At 49.9% G+C, this 16,321-nt stretch carries 15 protein-coding genes and 1 tRNA gene; 14 read left to right on the top strand and 2 right to left on the bottom strand.

Annotation, left to right across the window (positions count from 1 at the left end; all coding sequences use genetic code 11):
• Positions 1-10: 10 nt before the first annotated feature.
• The 13 genes from nuoH to ABDZ76_RS00805 all read left to right on the top strand — a co-directional run bounded on the left by nuoH (position 11) and on the right by ABDZ76_RS00805 (position 13,102).
• Complete coding sequence (nuoH, locus tag ABDZ76_RS00865) at positions 11-1,057, top strand: NADH-quinone oxidoreductase subunit NuoH (RefSeq protein WP_343800113.1); 1,047 nt, start codon at positions 11-13, stop codon at positions 1,055-1,057.
• Positions 1,058-1,067: 10 nt separating this feature from the next.
• Complete coding sequence (nuoI, locus tag ABDZ76_RS00860) at positions 1,068-1,559, top strand: NADH-quinone oxidoreductase subunit NuoI (RefSeq protein ID WP_343800111.1); 492 nt, start codon at positions 1,068-1,070, stop codon at positions 1,557-1,559.
• 153 nt (positions 1,560-1,712) lie between these two features.
• Positions 1,713-2,333 (top strand): NADH-quinone oxidoreductase subunit J, encoded by a 621-nt coding sequence (locus tag ABDZ76_RS00855; RefSeq protein WP_343800109.1) that lies wholly within the window; start codon positions 1,713-1,715, stop codon positions 2,331-2,333.
• A 1-nt stretch (position 2,334) separates the two neighbouring features.
• The gene (gene nuoK / locus ABDZ76_RS00850; RefSeq protein WP_184219974.1) at positions 2,335-2,643 is read left to right on the top strand and encodes an NADH-quinone oxidoreductase subunit NuoK; all 309 of its coding nucleotides are present in this window, start codon (positions 2,335-2,337) and stop codon (positions 2,641-2,643) included.
• Between the two features lie 7 nt (positions 2,644-2,650).
• Complete coding sequence (nuoL, locus tag ABDZ76_RS00845; RefSeq protein ID WP_343800105.1) at positions 2,651-4,636, top strand: NADH-quinone oxidoreductase subunit L; 1,986 nt, start codon at positions 2,651-2,653, stop codon at positions 4,634-4,636.
• Positions 4,636-6,144, top strand: a complete 1,509-nt coding sequence (locus ABDZ76_RS00840; RefSeq protein WP_343800103.1) for an NADH-quinone oxidoreductase subunit M — start codon at positions 4,636-4,638, stop codon at positions 6,142-6,144. Before nuoL ends, ABDZ76_RS00840 begins: the two co-directional genes overlap by 1 nt.
• An 18-nt stretch (positions 6,145-6,162) precedes the next feature.
• Positions 6,163-7,602, top strand: coding sequence for an NADH-quinone oxidoreductase subunit NuoN (gene nuoN / locus ABDZ76_RS00835; RefSeq protein WP_343800101.1), 1,440 nt, complete (start codon positions 6,163-6,165; stop codon positions 7,600-7,602).
• Positions 7,603-7,661: 59 nt separating this feature from the next.
• A complete protein-coding gene (locus ABDZ76_RS00830; RefSeq protein WP_343800099.1) occupies positions 7,662-8,477 on the top strand; it encodes a biotin--[acetyl-CoA-carboxylase] ligase in 816 nt (271 codons plus the stop codon).
• A gap of 100 nt (positions 8,478-8,577) precedes the next feature.
• Positions 8,578-10,254 (top strand): ribonuclease J, encoded by a 1,677-nt coding sequence (locus tag ABDZ76_RS00825; protein ID WP_343800097.1) that lies wholly within the window; start codon positions 8,578-8,580, stop codon positions 10,252-10,254.
• A 28-nt stretch (positions 10,255-10,282) separates the two neighbouring features.
• Positions 10,283-10,687: a methylmalonyl-CoA epimerase gene (mce, locus tag ABDZ76_RS00820; RefSeq protein ID WP_343800095.1), complete on the top strand. Its 405-nt coding sequence runs from the start codon at positions 10,283-10,285 to the stop codon at positions 10,685-10,687.
• A 2-nt stretch (positions 10,688-10,689) separates the two neighbouring features.
• Positions 10,690-10,959 carry a DUF1467 family protein gene (locus ABDZ76_RS00815; protein ID WP_343800093.1) on the top strand — a complete coding sequence of 90 codons (270 nt, stop codon included), beginning with the start codon at positions 10,690-10,692 and terminating at the stop codon, positions 10,957-10,959.
• A 328-nt stretch (positions 10,960-11,287) separates the two neighbouring features.
• Positions 11,288-12,718, top strand: coding sequence for an SPOR domain-containing protein (locus tag ABDZ76_RS00810; protein ID WP_343802860.1), 1,431 nt, complete (start codon positions 11,288-11,290; stop codon positions 12,716-12,718).
• Positions 12,719-12,802: 84 nt separating this feature from the next.
• Positions 12,803-13,102 (top strand): hypothetical protein, encoded by a 300-nt coding sequence (locus ABDZ76_RS00805; RefSeq protein WP_343800091.1) that lies wholly within the window; start codon positions 12,803-12,805, stop codon positions 13,100-13,102.
• A 233-nt stretch (positions 13,103-13,335) separates the two neighbouring features.
• Here ABDZ76_RS00805 and ABDZ76_RS00800 read toward each other — a convergent pair.
• Together ABDZ76_RS00800 and recG are read right to left on the bottom strand one after the other, a co-directional pair.
• Positions 13,336-13,412, bottom strand: a tRNA-Asp gene (locus ABDZ76_RS00800).
• A gap of 267 nt (positions 13,413-13,679) precedes the next feature.
• Entirely contained in the window at positions 13,680-15,797 is a 2,118-nt protein-coding gene (recG, locus tag ABDZ76_RS00795) for an ATP-dependent DNA helicase RecG (RefSeq protein WP_343800089.1), read from the bottom strand.
• A gap of 159 nt (positions 15,798-15,956) precedes the next feature.
• Here recG and ABDZ76_RS00790 point away from each other — a divergent pair, with 159 nt between their 5' ends.
• Entirely contained in the window at positions 15,957-16,274 is a 318-nt protein-coding gene (locus tag ABDZ76_RS00790) for an FAD assembly factor SdhE (protein WP_343800087.1), read from the top strand.
• The last annotated feature ends 47 nt before the right edge of the window (positions 16,275-16,321 follow it).

Below are 16,321 nucleotides of genomic sequence, written 5' to 3'. Positions count from 1 at the left end.
AGACGGAAAAATGGACGAAATTTTTGCAGCTTACGTCTTGCCCGCGCTGATTATAGCGCTGAAGTCGGTCGTTCTGCTCGTCGTATTGTTGATTGTAGTGGCTTATCTGCTTTACGCTGACCGTAAGGTATGGGCAGCAGTTCAAATGCGTCGCGGTCCAAACGTTGTTGGACCATGGGGTACATTGCAGGCCTTTGCCGACTTGCTGAAATTTGTATTCAAGGAACCAATCATTCCTTCAGGTGCAAATAAGGGCGTGTTCTTGCTGGCACCATTCATTTCGGCAGTGCTGGCACTGGCGACATGGGCGGTTATTCCGGTCAGCGAAGGCTGGGCGATTGCCAATATTAACGTTGGTATTCTCTATATTCTGTCGATTTCTTCTTTGGAAGTTTACGGCGTGATTATGGGTGGTTGGGCTTCCAACTCGAAATATCCGTTCCTTGGTGCTTTGCGTTCGGCCGCGCAGATGGTTTCTTATGAAGTCTCTATCGGTTTTGTGATCGTGACTGTGTTGTTGTGCGTTGGTTCTTTGAACCTCACCGACATTGTTCTGGCGCAGAATACCGGTCTTGGTACCATGATGGGTCTGCCTGCTTCGTTTCTTGACTGGCATTGGCTGGGTCTGTTCCCGATGTTCGTGATTTTCTTCATCTCGGCATTGGCAGAAACCAACCGTCCGCCATTCGATCTGGTGGAAGCAGAATCCGAACTCGTCGCCGGTCATATGATTGAATATTCATCGACACCGTTCCTGCTGTTCTTCCTTGGTGAATATGTGGCTATCACACTGATGTGTGCTTTGATGACCATTCTGTTCCTTGGTGGCTGGTTGCCGATCATCGATGTGTGGTTCCTCAACTGGGTGCCGGGTATCATCTGGTTCATGTTGAAACTGTGCTTCTGTTTCTTCCTGTTCTCGATCGTGAAAGCCTTTGTACCGCGTTACCGTTATGACCAGCTGATGCGTCTGGGTTGGAAAGTATTCCTGCCGATCTCACTGTTCATGGTTGTTGCAACTGCAACCTTCCTCAAAGTTACCGGCCTCGTGGGTTAAGGAGAAAAACATGTCTTCATTTGCTCAAGCTGCCAAATCGCTTTTGCTGAAGGAATTTGTCGGAGCGTTCTTTTTGTCGATGCGCCATTTCGTAGGGCCTAAGGCAACTTTGAACTACCCGCATGAAAAGGGGCCTGTCAGCCCGCGTTTTCGTGGTGAGCATGCTCTGCGTCGTTACCCGAATGGTGAAGAGCGCTGCATTGCCTGTAAGTTGTGTGAAGCAATTTGCCCGGCACAAGCCATCACCATTGAAGCAGGTCCGCGCCGCAATGACGGTACACGCCGTACGGTTCGCTACGATATTGATATGGTAAAGTGCATCTATTGCGGTTTCTGTCAGGAAGCCTGTCCGGTGGATGCGATTGTTGAAGGGCCGAATTTCGAATTCGCCACGGAAACACGCGAAGAACTTTACTATGACAAAGAAAAGCTGCTCGCTAATGGTGACCGTTGGGAACGGGAACTGGCGCGCAACATCGCACTTGATGCGCCTTATCGCTAATCAGCGATAATTGAATGCCTTATCGCGCTAAGCGGTAATCGAATGGGTGATAGGTGAAAACCTTGTTACCAGAGTTTAACTTCACGCTTAGCGTGATGAAAAGAGCTGGCGAAGCAATAGGGCTTCGCCCCGGAAAGGTGTTGGGGTAAACCCATGCTGACAGGTCTAGCGGCAGCGTTTTTCTATCTGTTCGCCTTTATCATGATCGCGAGTGCGGTCATGGTCATCTCAGCGCGCAATCCAGTACATTCGGTGCTGTTCCTGATCCTTGCATTCTTTAATGCTGCGGCGCTGTTTTTGTTAACAGGCGCTGAATTTTTGGCCATGATCCTGCTTCTCGTTTACGTAGGCGCAGTGGCGGTATTGTTCCTCTTTGTGGTGATGATGCTGGATGTGGATTTTGCTGAACTGAAGCAGGGCGCTTTGCAATATGCGCCGGTTGGGGCTTTGGTCGGTCTTATCCTGCTGGCTGAGCTGGTTGTTGTTTTTGTCAGCACCAAGTTCTCACCAAAGCTGGGTGAGGCGGGTGTGCTGCCAATCCCGGATCCGGCAACACGTACCAATACGCAGGCTTTGGGTGATGTGCTTTATACAAACTACGTCTTCTTCTTCCAGATCGCAGGCCTTGTGCTTCTGGTTGCAATGATCGGTGCTATCGTGCTGACACTGCGCCATAAGCCGAATGTTAAGCGCCAGTCGATCCCGGATCAGGTTGCACGTACACCGGAAACCGCCATCGAAATCGTTAAAGTCGAAACAGGTAAAGGCATCTGATATGGTAGTGGGTATCGAACATTATCTGACCGTTTCGGCAATCCTGTTTACGCTGGGTGTCTTCGGTATTTTCTTAAACCGCAAAAATGTCATTGTTATTTTGATGTCGGTGGAGCTGATCCTGCTCTCGGTCAATCTTAACTTTGTGGCGTTTTCTGCAACGCTCGGCGACCTGGTCGGGCAGGTTTTCGCACTTTTCGTTCTGACTGTTGCAGCTGCTGAAGCCGCGATTGGTCTTGCAATTCTCGTTGTTTTCTTCCGTAACCGCGGTTCCATTGCGGTGGAAGACGTCAATGTTATGAAAGGTTGACGGGCAGATGCTCTATTACGCGATCGTCTTCCTTCCACTCTTGGGCTTTCTGGCTGCCGGCCTTTTTGGCAAGCAGCTGGGTGCCAAGGCGTGTGAATTTATCACTTCCGGCTTTATGGTCGTTGTTGCCGTATTATCGTGGGTTGCCTTTTTCACTGTTGCCATGGGCGACAGCGAACCAGTGCGCCTTCCGGTTTTGCATTGGGTAACATCGGGTGAATTGTCATTTGACTGGGCTTTGCGCATTGATACACTGACAGCAGTCATGCTGGTGGTGGTCAACAGCGTGTCCGCTTTGGTGCATATTTACTCGATCGGCTATATGCATAATGATCCGCACCGTCCGCGTTTCTTTGCTTACCTGTCGCTCTTTACCTTCGCCATGCTCACACTGGTGACATCGGATAACCTGATCCAGATGTTCTTTGGTTGGGAAGGCGTTGGTCTTGCATCCTATTTGCTGATTGGATTCTGGTTCAAAAAGCCTTCGGCCAATGCGGCTGCGATGAAAGCTTTTGTTGTCAACCGCGTTGGTGACTTCGGCTTCCTGCTCGGTATCTTCGGCTTGTTTGCCTTGTTTACCGCAGTCGATTACGACACCATCTTTAAAGCTGCCGGTACTTACATGACCGCCGGTGAAGGTGCCGATGAAGTTGTTTTGACCTTCCTCGGACTTTCATTGACCAAAGGCTCAGCTTTGACAGTGGTTTGCCTGCTGTTGTTCATGGGTGCGATGGGTAAATCGGCGCAGTTCCTGCTTCACACATGGTTGCCAGATGCGATGGAAGGCCCGACACCTGTGTCAGCGCTTATTCACGCGGCTACCATGGTGACCGCCGGAGTGTTCATGGTTGCGCGTATGTCGCCGATCTTTGAACTGTCGCCGGATGCTCTCGTAGTTGTAACCATCATTGGTGCAACAACTGCCTTTTTTGCTGCAACCGTTGGCCTGGTGCAAAACGATATCAAACGCGTCATTGCTTATTCCACCTGTTCGCAGCTGGGTTACATGTTTGTGGCACTTGGTGTCGGCGCTTATGGCGCTGCCGTTTTCCACCTGTTCACACACGCCTTCTTTAAAGCGCTGCTATTCTTGGGCGCAGGTTCCGTTATCCATGCGGTTTCTGATGAGCAGGATATGCGTCGTATGGGCGGTTTGCGTAAACTGATCCCGACCACCTATTGGATGATGATTATCGGGACAGTCGCACTGACAGGTCTTGGTATTCCGGGCACCATCATTGGTACTGCAGGCTTCTTCTCCAAAGACGCGATCATTGAATCCGCCTTTGCATCGACAAGCCCTGCTGCCGGTTATGCATTCACGCTTCTGGTTGTGGCTGCGCTCTTCACCAGCTTCTACTCATGGCGTCTGATTTTCATGACCTTCCACGGTAAGCCACGCGCTTCCGCAGAAGTGATGCATCATGTGCATGATTCACCACCTGTAATGCTTGTTCCGCTGTTCATTTTGGCTGTTGGTGCATTGTTTGCCGGTGTGTTCTTTGTCGGTTATTTCTTCGGCGATCACTATGACGCTTTCTGGAAAGGCGCTCTGTTCACCGCTGCTGACAATCACATTATGGAAGAAGCCCATCACGTACCAACATTGGTCAAGTGGTCACCTTTCATTGTCATGGTAATCGGCTTTGTGCTGGCATGGATTTTCTACATCCGCTCGCCAAAGATCCCGTCGGAACTGGCCGGACGTCATCCGGGTCTCTACCGGTTCCTGCTCAACAAATGGTATTTTGATGAGCTCTATGACTTCCTCTTTGTCCGTACAGCACGGGGTCTTGGCCGTTTCTTCTGGAAAATCGGCGACGGCTGGCTGATTGACGGCTTCGGCCCGAACGGAATTTCCGCTCGCGTGCTTAATATCACCAACCGAGTTGTTAAAATGCAGACCGGTTTCCTTTATCACTACGCATTCGCGATGCTGATCGGCGTCGCCGCGCTCGTCACTTGGATGATGCTCGGGAGCACTTTCTGATGACTGACTGGCCCATTTTATCAACGGTTACGTTTCTGCCGCTCATCGGTGCTCTGCTCATCTTTTTGATTAAAGATGAGGGAGAGGCCGCGCGCCGCAACATTCGTAATGTCGCATTACTGACAACAGTTTTTGTATTGATCCTTTCACTGGTCGTTTGGGCCGGCTTCGATAATGAGAATGCCGGTTTCCAGATGGTGGAAAAGATCGAATGGCTGGGTGGTGGCATCAGCTACCACATGGGCGTCGACGGTATTTCGGTACTGTTTGTTGTGCTCTCAGCTTTCTTGATGCCTTTCTGTATTCTTGCCAGCTGGGTATCCGTACAAAAACGCCTGAAGGAATATATGATCGCGTTTCTTATTCTTGAAACGCTGATGATCGGTGTGTTCTGTGCACTCGATCTGTTCCTCTTCTACGTTTACTTTGAAGCAAGCTTGATCCCGATGTTTATTATCATCGGTGTTTGGGGTGGTGAACGTCGCGTTTATGCATCGTTCAAATTCTTCCTCTATACGCTGCTTGGTTCGGTGCTGATGCTGATTGCTATCATGGCAATGTACTGGCAGGCAGGCACGATGGATATTGTTGAGCTGCATAAGTTCAATTTCCCGGCCTCAATGCAAACATGGCTATGGCTGGCATTCTTCGCATCTTTTGCCGTGAAAATGCCGATGTGGCCGGTGCATACATGGTTGCCGGATGCTCACGTGGAAGCACCAACTGCCGGTTCGGTTATTCTGGCTGGTATCTTGCTGAAGCTCGGTGGTTACGGCTTTATCCGTTTCTCGCTGCCGATGTTCCCGCTTGCTTCTGCCGATTTCGCACCACTCGTCTTCACGCTGTCGGTGATTGCAATCATCTACACATCGCTTGTCGCCTTTGTGCAGACCGATATTAAAAAGCTTATTGCTTATTCGTCTGTCGCTCACATGGGCTATGTCACGATGGGTATTTTTGCGGCCAATGAGCAGGGGCTTCAGGGCGCGATCTTCCAGATGCTTTCACACGGTATCGTGTCGGGTGCACTCTTCCTTGGTGTTGGTGTTATTTATGACCGCATGCACACAAGAGAGATTGCCGCTTTTGGTGGCCTGGTTAACAACATGCCGAAATATGCTGTTGCATTCCTGATCCTCACCATGGCGAATGTCGGCTTGCCGGGTACGTCTGGTTTCATTGGTGAATTCCTGACATTGTTCGGTGTTTTCCGTGTGAATACCTGGATTGCAGTTCTTGCAACCTCAGGCGTGATCTTCTCGGCGGTTTATGCTCTCTGGCTCTACCGTCAGGTCATCTTCGGTGCGCTGACCAAAGAAAGCCTGAAAGGCCTTCTGGATCTCAGCCCGCGTGAAAAGCTGATCCTCTATCCGCTCGTGGCTCTCACGATCTTCTTTGGTGTGTATCCTATGCCGGTCTTCGATGTGACTGCCGGTGCAGTTCATGCCTTGATTAATCAATACGACGCAGCGCTGGCAAATGCCGCAAGCGCAGCGCTGGCGCAGTAAGGAATAAGGCGAAGGCCGATGCAGACCGACCTGATAGCTAATCTCACACTCGCAGCTCCGGAGGTTCTCCTTGCCCTGAGCGCGCTTGCGTTGCTCATGATTGGGGTTTTCTCTGGCTCGCGAGCCTCAACTCTCGTCAACGGATTGACTGTGGCCGTGCTGATTGCAGCATTGGCTCTGGTCATTCTCTTCCCGCATGACGGAAAAGCTTTCGGCGATGCTTATATCGCCGATGGTTTTGGCCGCTTCATGAAGATCCTGACATTGATCGGCTCCATCGTGACGCTGATCATGTCGGTCGGCTATGCGCGTGAAGAAAAATTCGATAAATTCGAGTTCCCTGTTTTGGTTGTTCTGGCCACATTGGGTATGCTCCTGATGGTTTCGGCATCCAATATGCTGACACTTTACATGGGTCTCGAATTGCAGTCGCTGGCGCTTTATGTGCTTGCTGCTTTCAACCGCGACAGTGTTCGTTCCACAGAAGCTGGTCTGAAATATTTCGTTCTCGGTGCTCTGTCTTCCGGTATGATGCTCTATGGTATCTCACTGGTTTACGGCTATACCGGCCATATCGGCTTTGCAGAAATTGCACAGGCAGTATCTGGCGGCGAACGTGAACTTGGACTGGTCTTTGGTCTGGTCTTCATTCTGGCCGGTCTTTGCTTCAAAATTTCGGCTGTTCCGTTCCATATGTGGACACCGGATGTGTATGAAGGTTCGCCGACACCGGTAACCGCTTTCTTTGCTGCCGCTCCTAAAATGGCTGCAATGGCGCTTATCCTGCGTGTGGTTGGTGAAGCTTTTGCACCGGTCACTCATGACTGGCAGCAGGTCATCATTTTTGTGGCTCTTGCTTCCATGATCTTGGGTGCATTTGCTGCAATCGGTCAGCGCAACATCAAGCGCCTGATGGCTTATTCTTCAATCAGCCATATGGGTTATGCGCTTGTCGGTCTGGCAGCGGGCACTGAAATCGGTGTGCGCGGCGTGCTGATCTACATGCTCATCTATCTCATCATGACCCTTGGTACATTTGCTTTCATTCTGGCAATGCGCACCAAGCAGGGCAGTGTTGAAGGCATTGAAGATCTGGCAGGTCTGTCCCGTTCAAATCCGATGATGGCAACCGCGATGACCATTCTGTTGTTCTCGCTTGCCGGTATCCCGCCTTTGGCTGGTTTCTTCGGTAAATGGTACACATTTGTTGCTGCTGTTCAGGCCGGACTTTATCCGCTGGCAATCATAGGTATCGTGGCTTCTGTTGTTGGTGCGTTCTATTACTTACGTATGATCAAGATCATGTGGTTTGATGAGCCTGCAACAGAGAAGTTCCTGCCGATTGCCGGTGAACTTCGTCTGGTACTGGGTGCATCAGCATTGCTTACTCTGCTTTATGGTCTGTTTGCAGGCTATATCGTGGAATGGGCAGCAACTGCTTCCCAGACATTCTTTTAATGTCGGAATTAAATGATGGCATTCTTTTGATGTCGGAATTTCAGAATAAGGAGTGAGCGATGCGCTTCTCGCTTTCTCCAATTGCACTTAGTCAATCCTATCGTCTTGAAAGTTTCGAGACGATAGGTTCGACCAATGCGGTAGCTCTGGAAAGAGCTGCTGGCGGTGATCAGGGTAAAATCTGGTTTGTCTCCAAGCGACAGGAAAGTGGCCGTGGCCGTCGTGGCCGTGCATGGTCAACGCCGGAAGGAAATCTGGCTTCTACTTTGTTGCTTGTTGAGCCTTTTGATCTCAAAAATGCTGCTACATTAGGGTTTGTTGCCGGCCTTGCTCTGGCCGAGTCGCTTGACGCCGTTCTGACAGCCCATAATCCAAAGAACAATCTTAAAGAGTGTCCGTGTGTAACGCTCAAATGGCCGAATGATGTTTTCGTCAACGGCGCTAAATTATCGGGCATTTTGCTGGAAACAGTTCTGCTTGCACAAAATCGTTTTGGTTTGGCGATTGGTATTGGCACAAATATTGTCAGTCATCCGACCGATTTGCCTTATGAAGCGACATGTTTGCAAAAACTTGGCAGTGACTGCGATGCGGAAACACTATTTATGGCACTTTCAGATGCCTGGGCCATCAATTACCAAATCTGGAATCATGGTTTAGGCTTGGATGCTATTCGCCTGAAATGGCTTGAACGTGCGCATCAATTGGGCAATCCTGTTTCCGTCATGGTTGAAGGTAAGCTCGTCGAAGGTGTCTTTGAAACAATTGATAGTTCATGCCGTTTGGTTATTTGTGAGGGTGATGGTACACGCACCACAATTACTGCCGGTGATGTCTATTTCGGGTCAGTCGCATCGGTGCGCAACAACACTTAAACAGTTAATTATTAAGTTGTGATCAGCTGCGGGCTTGCAATGCTTAGTTATTCAGTCCACCTGTTCATCAACAATAGTGAATATGAATTAGGGAGGCTCTATGCCCCGCACACATAATACTCAACTCGTTTTCCTGCCGCTTGGCGGCGTCGGTGAAATCGGTATGAACTTGGCCATGTATGGCTATGGTCCCGAGGATAACCGCGAATGGATTGTGGTTGATATGGGGGTGAGCTTCGCCGGACCAGAACATCCGGGCGCAGATCTTATCCTGCCGGATATCCGTTTTCTTGAAGCTGAAAAGCACAATGTGCGCGCGATCATCATTACGCATGCGCATGAAGACCATTATGGCGCTTTGCTGGATTTGTGGCCGCGTATTAAAGCACCGGTTTATGCGACACCATTTACGGCTGGTTTGTTGGAAGCAAAGCGTCAGGGCGAATATAACGCGCCTGAAATTCCGGTCACGATCTATAAGGCCGGTGAAACTTTTGAAGCCGGACCTTTCAAGATCGAAGCTTTGGCGGTAACGCACTCGATCCCTGAGCCTGTATCCTTGGCGATTACCACTGAGCTTGGCACGGTCATTCATACCGGTGACTGGAAGATCGATCCGGAACCGACTTTGGGGCCGTTGATTGATGAAGCACGTTTCCGCGCACTTGGCGATGCCGGTGTGCTGGCGCTGATCTGCGATAGTACCAACGCGCTGCGTGAAGGTGAATCACCATCTGAGCGTGAAGTATCAAACAGCCTGCGTGAGCTGATTGAAAAAGCCCGTGGCCGCGTGGCGATCACCACTTTCTCATCCAATGTCGGCCGTATTCGCTCAATCGCTGAGGCAGCACGTGATGCAGGGCGTCAGGTTTTGATTGTTGGCCGTTCAATGAAACGCGCAATTTCTGTTGCAACCGAGCTTGGCTATATGGAAGGCCTGCCGGAGTTTTTGAGCGAAGAAGATTACGGCTATATCCCGCGTGAAAATGTTGTGATGATTCTGACTGGTAGTCAGGGAGAATCACGCGCAGCATTGGCTAAATTATCGCGTGATGAAATGCGCAGCCTCGCACTGACTGCCGGTGATACGGTGATTTATTCATCCCGTGCTATTCCGGGTAATGAAAAAGCGATTATTGAGACCAAAAACCGCCTGATCGAACAGGGTATTAAGATCATCACTGATGAAGATGGTCTGGTGCATGTTTCAGGTCACCCGCGTCGCAATGAGTTGCGCCAGATGTATAAGTGGGTTCGCCCGCAGATTCTTGTGCCGGTTCATGGTGAAGCAGCCCATCTTGTTGGTCAGGCATCGCTTGGTGCGATGGAAGGTATCGGCCAGATTGCGCAAGTGCGCGATGGTGGTATTTTGAAACTGGCGCCGGGTGAAGCTAAAGTCATTGATGAAGCACCGATTGGCCGTCTTTTTAAAGATGGCAAGCTGATTGGTGATGAAGATGAAGTGGGTATCACTGAGCGCCGCAAATTGGCTTATGTTGGCCATGTGGCAGTTTCCGTTCTGCTCGACAGCAATCTGAAAATCGAAGGCGAGCCTGATGTGGTGGCCTTTGGCTTGCCGGAAGAAGACGGACAGGGTGATCTGATTGAAGATATTCTTTATGATGCAGCGATGAGTGCGATTGAAAGCATTCCACGTGCGCGTCGCAAGGATTTGAGTCTGGTGCAGGAATCGGTTCGCCGTGCGGTGCGTGCGAGCGCCAACGAAGTTTGGGGCAAAAAACCGGTCGTTACGGTTTTTGTAAACCGCACCAGATAAGACATCATTCGTACAGCGGGAGGGGAATATGCTGGGACGATTAAATCATGTGGCGATTGCTGTGCCGGATTTGGGTGCAGCAATCAAACTCTACCAAGATACACTTGGAGCAACTGTTACCGCGCCGCAGGCTTTGCCTGAACATGGTGTAACCGTTGCTTTCATTGATGTAGGCAATACAAAGATTGAATTGCTGGAGCCGCTTGGGGCAAACTCATCCATTCAAACGTTTATTGATCGTAATCCGTCGGGTGGTATGCATCATGTCTGCTATGAAGTGGCCGATATTTTGCAGGCTCGTGACCAGTTAAAGGGACAAGGTGCCCGTATTCTGGGCGATGGCGAACCAAAAATTGGTGCCCATGGCAAGCCGGTTTTATTTTTGCATCCAAAAGATTTTAACGGTACACTGATTGAGTTGGAAGAGGTTTAATCATGTCACTGATGTCCGGAGTAGCCGTTTATTTTATCATCTGGTGGACAGCTTTGTTCGCACTTTTGCCTGTGGGCTTGAGGACGCAAGATGAAGAAAATGAAGTGATTCTGGGCACAGTATCCAGCGCACCGGCACGCCCGCGCGTCTGGCTTGCATTCTTCCGTACAACCATTGTTGCCACGGTACTTTTCGGCCTTTATTATTATATCACACAGGTCAGCGGTTTTGGCCTTGATGACATTCCGCATTTTTATCCTGATCTGAAGTAATTTATTAAAATACAGCCGTGCTGGATCAGGGTTGCATAGTAAAATGCACTGATCTTGCCCGGCTGTGGATAAGTTTTTAGTTTTTTATTTTATAATTTTAGCTTCAAAGTCCGAAATTAAGCCATTGATTTTGAGACATTTAATTTTTTCCTTTAAAAGTATCCACTGATAATAGGCACCTTACGGCCAACAAATTGCCCGTTTTTTAAAAGAATTACCGATCTATAAACGGATTAGTAACCCTGCTGCCATTACGATGAACGAATTAGGTTGTGGTGTGTCGCTTGCGCCGCAGTAAAAAAATACCAGTGTTCAGGTGGGTATCGTAGTGCGTATTGCGTTTTTTCAAGCTGCTTCTGCCATCAAGAAAACGGCTCATGCTGCCTTACTAATGGCGGTGGTGACAGGTTGTTCAACATCTCAGGTCGTGACGGCAACTGCTGCCGCCCCTGCGAATGAAAAATATGCCGCTATTGTCGTTGACGCCAACACAGGTAAAACACTTTTCAGTTCGTCTGCGGATGCACAGCGCTACCCTGCATCGCTGACAAAGATGATGACACTCTATATGCTGTTTGAAGCGATGAAATCGGGACGTGTAAACCGCAATACGCCGATTCCTGTTTCCGCTTACGCAGCATCGCGTCCACCGACAAAGATTGGTTTCAAGCCTGGTCAGTCGATTCCTGCTGAAGCTGCAATTTTGGCGCTCATTACAAAATCAGCAAATGACGTTGCTGCGGCTGTTGGTGAATATCTCGGTGGTTCGGAAGAGCGATTTGCGCAGATGATGACCACGAAAGCTAAACGCTTAGGTATGCGCAGCACTGTTTTCCGCAATGCGTCTGGCTTGCCGAACATGCAGCAGCATTCAACTGCGCGGGATATGGCGATTCTCGGTATGGCACTGCGTCAGCATTTCCCAAATGAATATGCTTATTTCTCCAAGCGCAGTTTTACCTATCGTGGTCAGACCATCAATGGCCATAACCGTTTGCTTGGACGTGTTGAAGGTGTTGATGGTATCAAGACCGGTTATACCAACGCCTCTGGCTTCAATCTTGTTTCTTCCGTTAATGTTGACGGTAAGCAGATGGTGGCAGTTGTGATGGGCGGTCGCTCTGCTGCCAGCCGTGATAAGCACATGCAGGAACTGATTGCCAAATATCTCCCGCAAGCATCGCGTGGGCGTGGTAATAATGCTCTGATCGCAGCTCGTGCCGATGGTGCCGTCAATGTCGCCGCTGTTTCACTGCCTACCGCTAAGGAGGCGCCTCTGCCGGTTATGCGTCAGGATGGCGGCATTGAGCAGGTGATTAATGGTGAGTTTGGCGAAGGCGACCGCGAGCAGGAACAACCTCAGGTGCTCGCTCTTGCAGCGCCGATGGCGCGCCCTGCAGCCAAAGCTATTGAAAATGTGATTGTGCCAACACCACGCGCAGAAGTGCCAAGTGTGGCCAATAATGCCGCTAACAATAATATTGATCCGGTAACCACTGCATCCGCAGCATCTGCCGGTGGCTGGGCTGTTCAGATCGGTTCACTACCAAGTGAAGATCAGGCACGCACTATGCTTGCAAAAGCCAATGCTTCTGTCGGCGGTTTGAAATCTGCATCTCCGTACACTGAAACATTCCAGATGAACGGAACCATGTTCTACCGCGCTCGTTTTGTTGGCTTTGCCAGCAAGCAGGCGGCATGGAATGCATGTGCAGCTCTGAAAAAACAGAAATTCGGTTGCTACGCGATCGCTAACTAAAGAATGAACCTCGTGTTTTGTCGCCACGCATATTGTGGCGGCCGTTGAAAAAACCCGCAATGTTTTGAGTGAAAGGGTTTCACAATGTCGAAGATGTACGATGTGCATGCTGCCGGTTCTTTACGGGAGCCATCCGACTGGAATTTTTATGCAGTAGAAGCAACGCCTAAGCCGTCGCTTTTCTCTGTGCAGTTACTGCGTGATGCAGCTATGAGCCTCGTTGAGTTGCGTCGTGTTTCGCATTCTTTTCAGGCGCGTGATCTGGTGGCTCTGTTAAAATGCCATGCGGCGCGTAAGCAGCGCGTTGCGATGCCTAAGGCGACTATTCACATGAAGACATGTGTGATGGGTGGTCGTCAGGCAGTGCGTATTGTTTTGAAGTGAAATAACGTGGCGGCTGATCTGTGCCGTCGCACTCTGTCTAGTTAACATCAGAATTGTTCAGGGCGTGCCTCATTTAAAATGGGCGCGCTTTTTTGCTGCCTGAAATTTGCGTAAAAAATAGCTTAAAGCCGCAGCGTATCGAGGCTTTTGAAATGCGAACTGGGTTATTGAAAATAAAGAAGATTGAGGCGGGGTGCGCCACTTTCAACGATAATCATATGATTTGAAGAAAGTGGCGCGAGTGACGGGGCTCGAACCCGCGACCTCCGGCGTGACAGGCCGGCACTCTAACCAACTGAGCTACACCCGCGCATCTCATTCCGGTTAAACCGGAACTTGGTAACCGACGTTTCCGTCTGGTGTGTGGCTCGTTTAAGGCGTTCGTGTGCGCCTGTCAAGCGAGCAAACTGAAGAAATGTGCCGAATGTTGATAAGAATGCAAAAAACTTTGAAAGAATGGGATTTAGGACGTTATTTTGAAGGGTGAAATGCAAAAAGTGCCGATTTATCAGTCAGCTAGAGTGAATTTCATTTTCATAAAATAATCAGAATCATGTTTTGATTCTGTAAAAATTAATCAACCGGCGCGTAATAACCGGATCGCTTCATCACGGCTGAACAAATAAAGCAGGGTACGCAAAGCTTCACCGCGTGCTGTAGTCAGTTCCGGATCTTTTTCCAGAACTAAGCGCGCATCTTTACGGGCAATTTCCAACAGGTCGGAATGTACTTCGAGGGAGGCGAGCTTGAAGCCGGGTGTGCCGGACTGTCTTGTGCCAAGCAACTCGCCTTCACCGCGCAGTTTCAAATCTTCCTCGGCAATACGGAAGCCATCTTCGGTTTCGCGCATTACTTTCAGCCGTGCTTTGGATATTTCGCCCAATGGGCCTTTATAAAGCAACAGGCAGGAAGAGGGCTTATCACCGCGTCCGACACGTCCGCGTAACTGATGCAACTGTGCAAGGCCAAAGCGCTCGGCATGTTCAATCACGATGATGGTGGCATCCGGCACATCAACGCCCACTTCAATCACGGTGGTCGCAATCAACAGACGGGTTTTGCCTTGTTTGAAGGCACGCATGGCTTCATCTTTTTCAGTGCCCGTCATCCGGCCATGAATAAGGCCGACACGATCACCGAAAACAGTTTGCAATGTGTGAAAGCGTTCTTCGGCGGATGTCAGTTCAATATGTTCGGATTCTTCCACCAAAGGGCAGATCCAATAAATCTTTTGTCCGTCTTGTATCGCGCTTTGCATGCGGTCAATAAGCTCGTCCAATCGCTCCAGTGGTAATGTCACTGTCGTAATAGGACGGCGGCCTGCCGGTTTTTCGGTAAGCTTGGAAACATCCATGTCGCCAAAGGCGGTCAGCACTAATGTTCGTGGAATAGGGGTGGCCGTCATCACCAGCATATCAGGTGCAGTGCCTTTGGCGGTTAGCATCAGGCGCTGATGCACGCCAAAACGATGCTGCTCGTCAATAATGGCAAGCACCAAATCATGATACTCGACCTTTTCCTGAAACAGGGCATGGGTGCCGATGATGATATTAATTTCGCCCTCACGCAATTCATCAAGAATGCGCTGACGTTCACGTCCCTTTTCACGCCCTGTCAAAAGCGCGGCCTTCAGGCCAGCTGCTTCTGCCAAGGGCGCAATCGTTGCATAATGCTGACGAGCAAGCACTTCTGTGGGTGCCATCAGTGCGGATTGTCCGCCTGCTTCAGCGGCATGTGCCATAGCAATGAGGCCGACAATAGTTTTGCCGGAGCCGACATCCCCTTGCAAAAGCCGTAACATGCGTTGCGGTTCTTTCAGGTCGGTGATGATTTCTTCAATGGCTGTCTGCTGGCTGCCAGTTAATTGATAGGGCAGCTTTTGTAAAATCGCCTGAATGATTTGGCCATTGCCCTGTAAGGGGCGGCCAGAAAGTTTGCGTGTCTTTGCCCGTACAAGCGCAAGGGCTAATTGTCCGGCTAGCAGCTCATCATAAGCCAGTCGCCTGCGATAAGGGCTTTCCAGCTCAATATCTTGTGGCTCTTCCGGCTGATGCATATGCACCAGTGCTTCATTGTGGCCGGGAAATTCTTCCCGTTTCACTAGGCTTTCATCAATCCATTCCGGCATGACCGGAATGCGGGTGAGCGCTTCATCAATTGCACGGTTGAGCACCTTGGGTGAAAGACCGGCTGTTGTCGGATAAACCGTTTCCAACAGTGGTAACCCGTCCGTGTCATGGATACTGGCAATGTAATCGGGATGCACCATCTGGGCGCGACCGTTAAACCATTCCACCTTACCGGAGATGACCACCGTTTCGCCTTCGGGTAATACTTTGTGCAGCCAAGGGATTTGCGCATGGAAAAAAACGAGCGTAATTTCGCTTGTGTCATCATGGGCAATAACGCGGTGCGGAGCATTGGCGCGGGTTTTGCCGGAGGCTGAAAAGGCTGGCTGGTGAAAATCCACCACCACTTCTAAAGTGACGATTGCGCTATGTTCGGCCAAATTAACGGTTGGGCGAAAACGCCGGTCAATGACTGAACTTGGCGGGTAATAAATAAGCTGGCCGACACGTGGCTCTGATGCAGGTTCGCTGCCGAGTAATTTTGCAAGCAGGAGGGACACTTTCGGCCCGATACCGGGAAGTGTTCTGACGGAGGCAAAAAACGGATCAAGCATTGAAGGTCGCATGAGGCGAAGCTTTAACCGGATTTTCGTTGCATGCAAGTCACTGTTGTAAAAATTTGTGCACTTTTTGTTCTGTATCGCTTAAAAGAGTAAAACAGGTTCCCACATTGCGGATAAATGCTGTATAGCGAAGAGAATAAAGGTGAAGCGGAGAGCGTTTTTATGACTGATACAACAGAAGCCACGAATGCAGCAGTTGAAAGGGCCGCGGCTAGAGCTGATCTTGATGTCAGACGCCGCAAGCTGTTGTTCCGTTCATGGCATCGCGGCATGAAAGAGATGGACATCATCTTTGGTCAATATGCCGATGAATATCTTGCCGGTTTTACGGATGCACAGCTTGATGAATATGAGCATCTGCTTGAAGTGCTGGATCGCGATTTGTTCAAATGGGTTACCGGTGAAAGCGCGATACCGACAGAGTTTGATACACCACTGTTCCGCGATATTATCGATTTCCGTAAGCGTATAGCGTTTTAATATCATCAGCTTTTAAGCTGCTGAGTGGCGTATATAAATTGCTGTAA

The organism is Paenochrobactrum glaciei (assembly GCF_039522165.1).
Lineage (GTDB): Bacteria > Pseudomonadota > Alphaproteobacteria > Rhizobiales > Rhizobiaceae > Paenochrobactrum > Paenochrobactrum glaciei.
This window is presented reverse-complemented; position numbering and strand designations above follow the sequence as displayed.

What these genes read in the sequence shown, in the direction of transcription:
- nuoH (WP_343800113.1), top strand. Translation starts at nt 11, where the DNA reads ATGGACGAAATTTTTGCAGCTTACGTCTTGCCCGCGCTGATTATAGCG.
- nuoI (WP_343800111.1), top strand. Translation starts at nt 1,068, where the DNA reads ATGTCTTCATTTGCTCAAGCTGCCAAATCGCTTTTGCTGAAGGAATTT.
- ABDZ76_RS00855 (WP_343800109.1), top strand. Translation starts at nt 1,713, where the DNA reads ATGCTGACAGGTCTAGCGGCAGCGTTTTTCTATCTGTTCGCCTTTATC.
- nuoK (WP_184219974.1), top strand. Translation starts at nt 2,335, where the DNA reads ATGGTAGTGGGTATCGAACATTATCTGACCGTTTCGGCAATCCTGTTT.
- nuoL (WP_343800105.1), top strand. Translation starts at nt 2,651, where the DNA reads ATGCTCTATTACGCGATCGTCTTCCTTCCACTCTTGGGCTTTCTGGCT.
- ABDZ76_RS00840 (WP_343800103.1), top strand. Translation starts at nt 4,636, where the DNA reads ATGACTGACTGGCCCATTTTATCAACGGTTACGTTTCTGCCGCTCATC.
- nuoN (WP_343800101.1), top strand. Translation starts at nt 6,163, where the DNA reads ATGCAGACCGACCTGATAGCTAATCTCACACTCGCAGCTCCGGAGGTT.
- ABDZ76_RS00830 (WP_343800099.1), top strand. Translation starts at nt 7,662, where the DNA reads ATGCGCTTCTCGCTTTCTCCAATTGCACTTAGTCAATCCTATCGTCTT.
- ABDZ76_RS00825 (WP_343800097.1), top strand. Translation starts at nt 8,578, where the DNA reads ATGCCCCGCACACATAATACTCAACTCGTTTTCCTGCCGCTTGGCGGC.
- mce (WP_343800095.1), top strand. Translation starts at nt 10,283, where the DNA reads ATGCTGGGACGATTAAATCATGTGGCGATTGCTGTGCCGGATTTGGGT.
- ABDZ76_RS00815 (WP_343800093.1), top strand. Translation starts at nt 10,690, where the DNA reads ATGTCACTGATGTCCGGAGTAGCCGTTTATTTTATCATCTGGTGGACA.
- ABDZ76_RS00805 (WP_343800091.1), top strand. Translation starts at nt 12,803, where the DNA reads ATGTCGAAGATGTACGATGTGCATGCTGCCGGTTCTTTACGGGAGCCA.
- recG (WP_343800089.1), bottom strand. Translation starts at nt 15,797, where the DNA reads ATGCGACCTTCAATGCTTGATCCGTTTTTTGCCTCCGTCAGAACACTT.
- ABDZ76_RS00790 (WP_343800087.1), top strand. Translation starts at nt 15,957, where the DNA reads ATGACTGATACAACAGAAGCCACGAATGCAGCAGTTGAAAGGGCCGCG.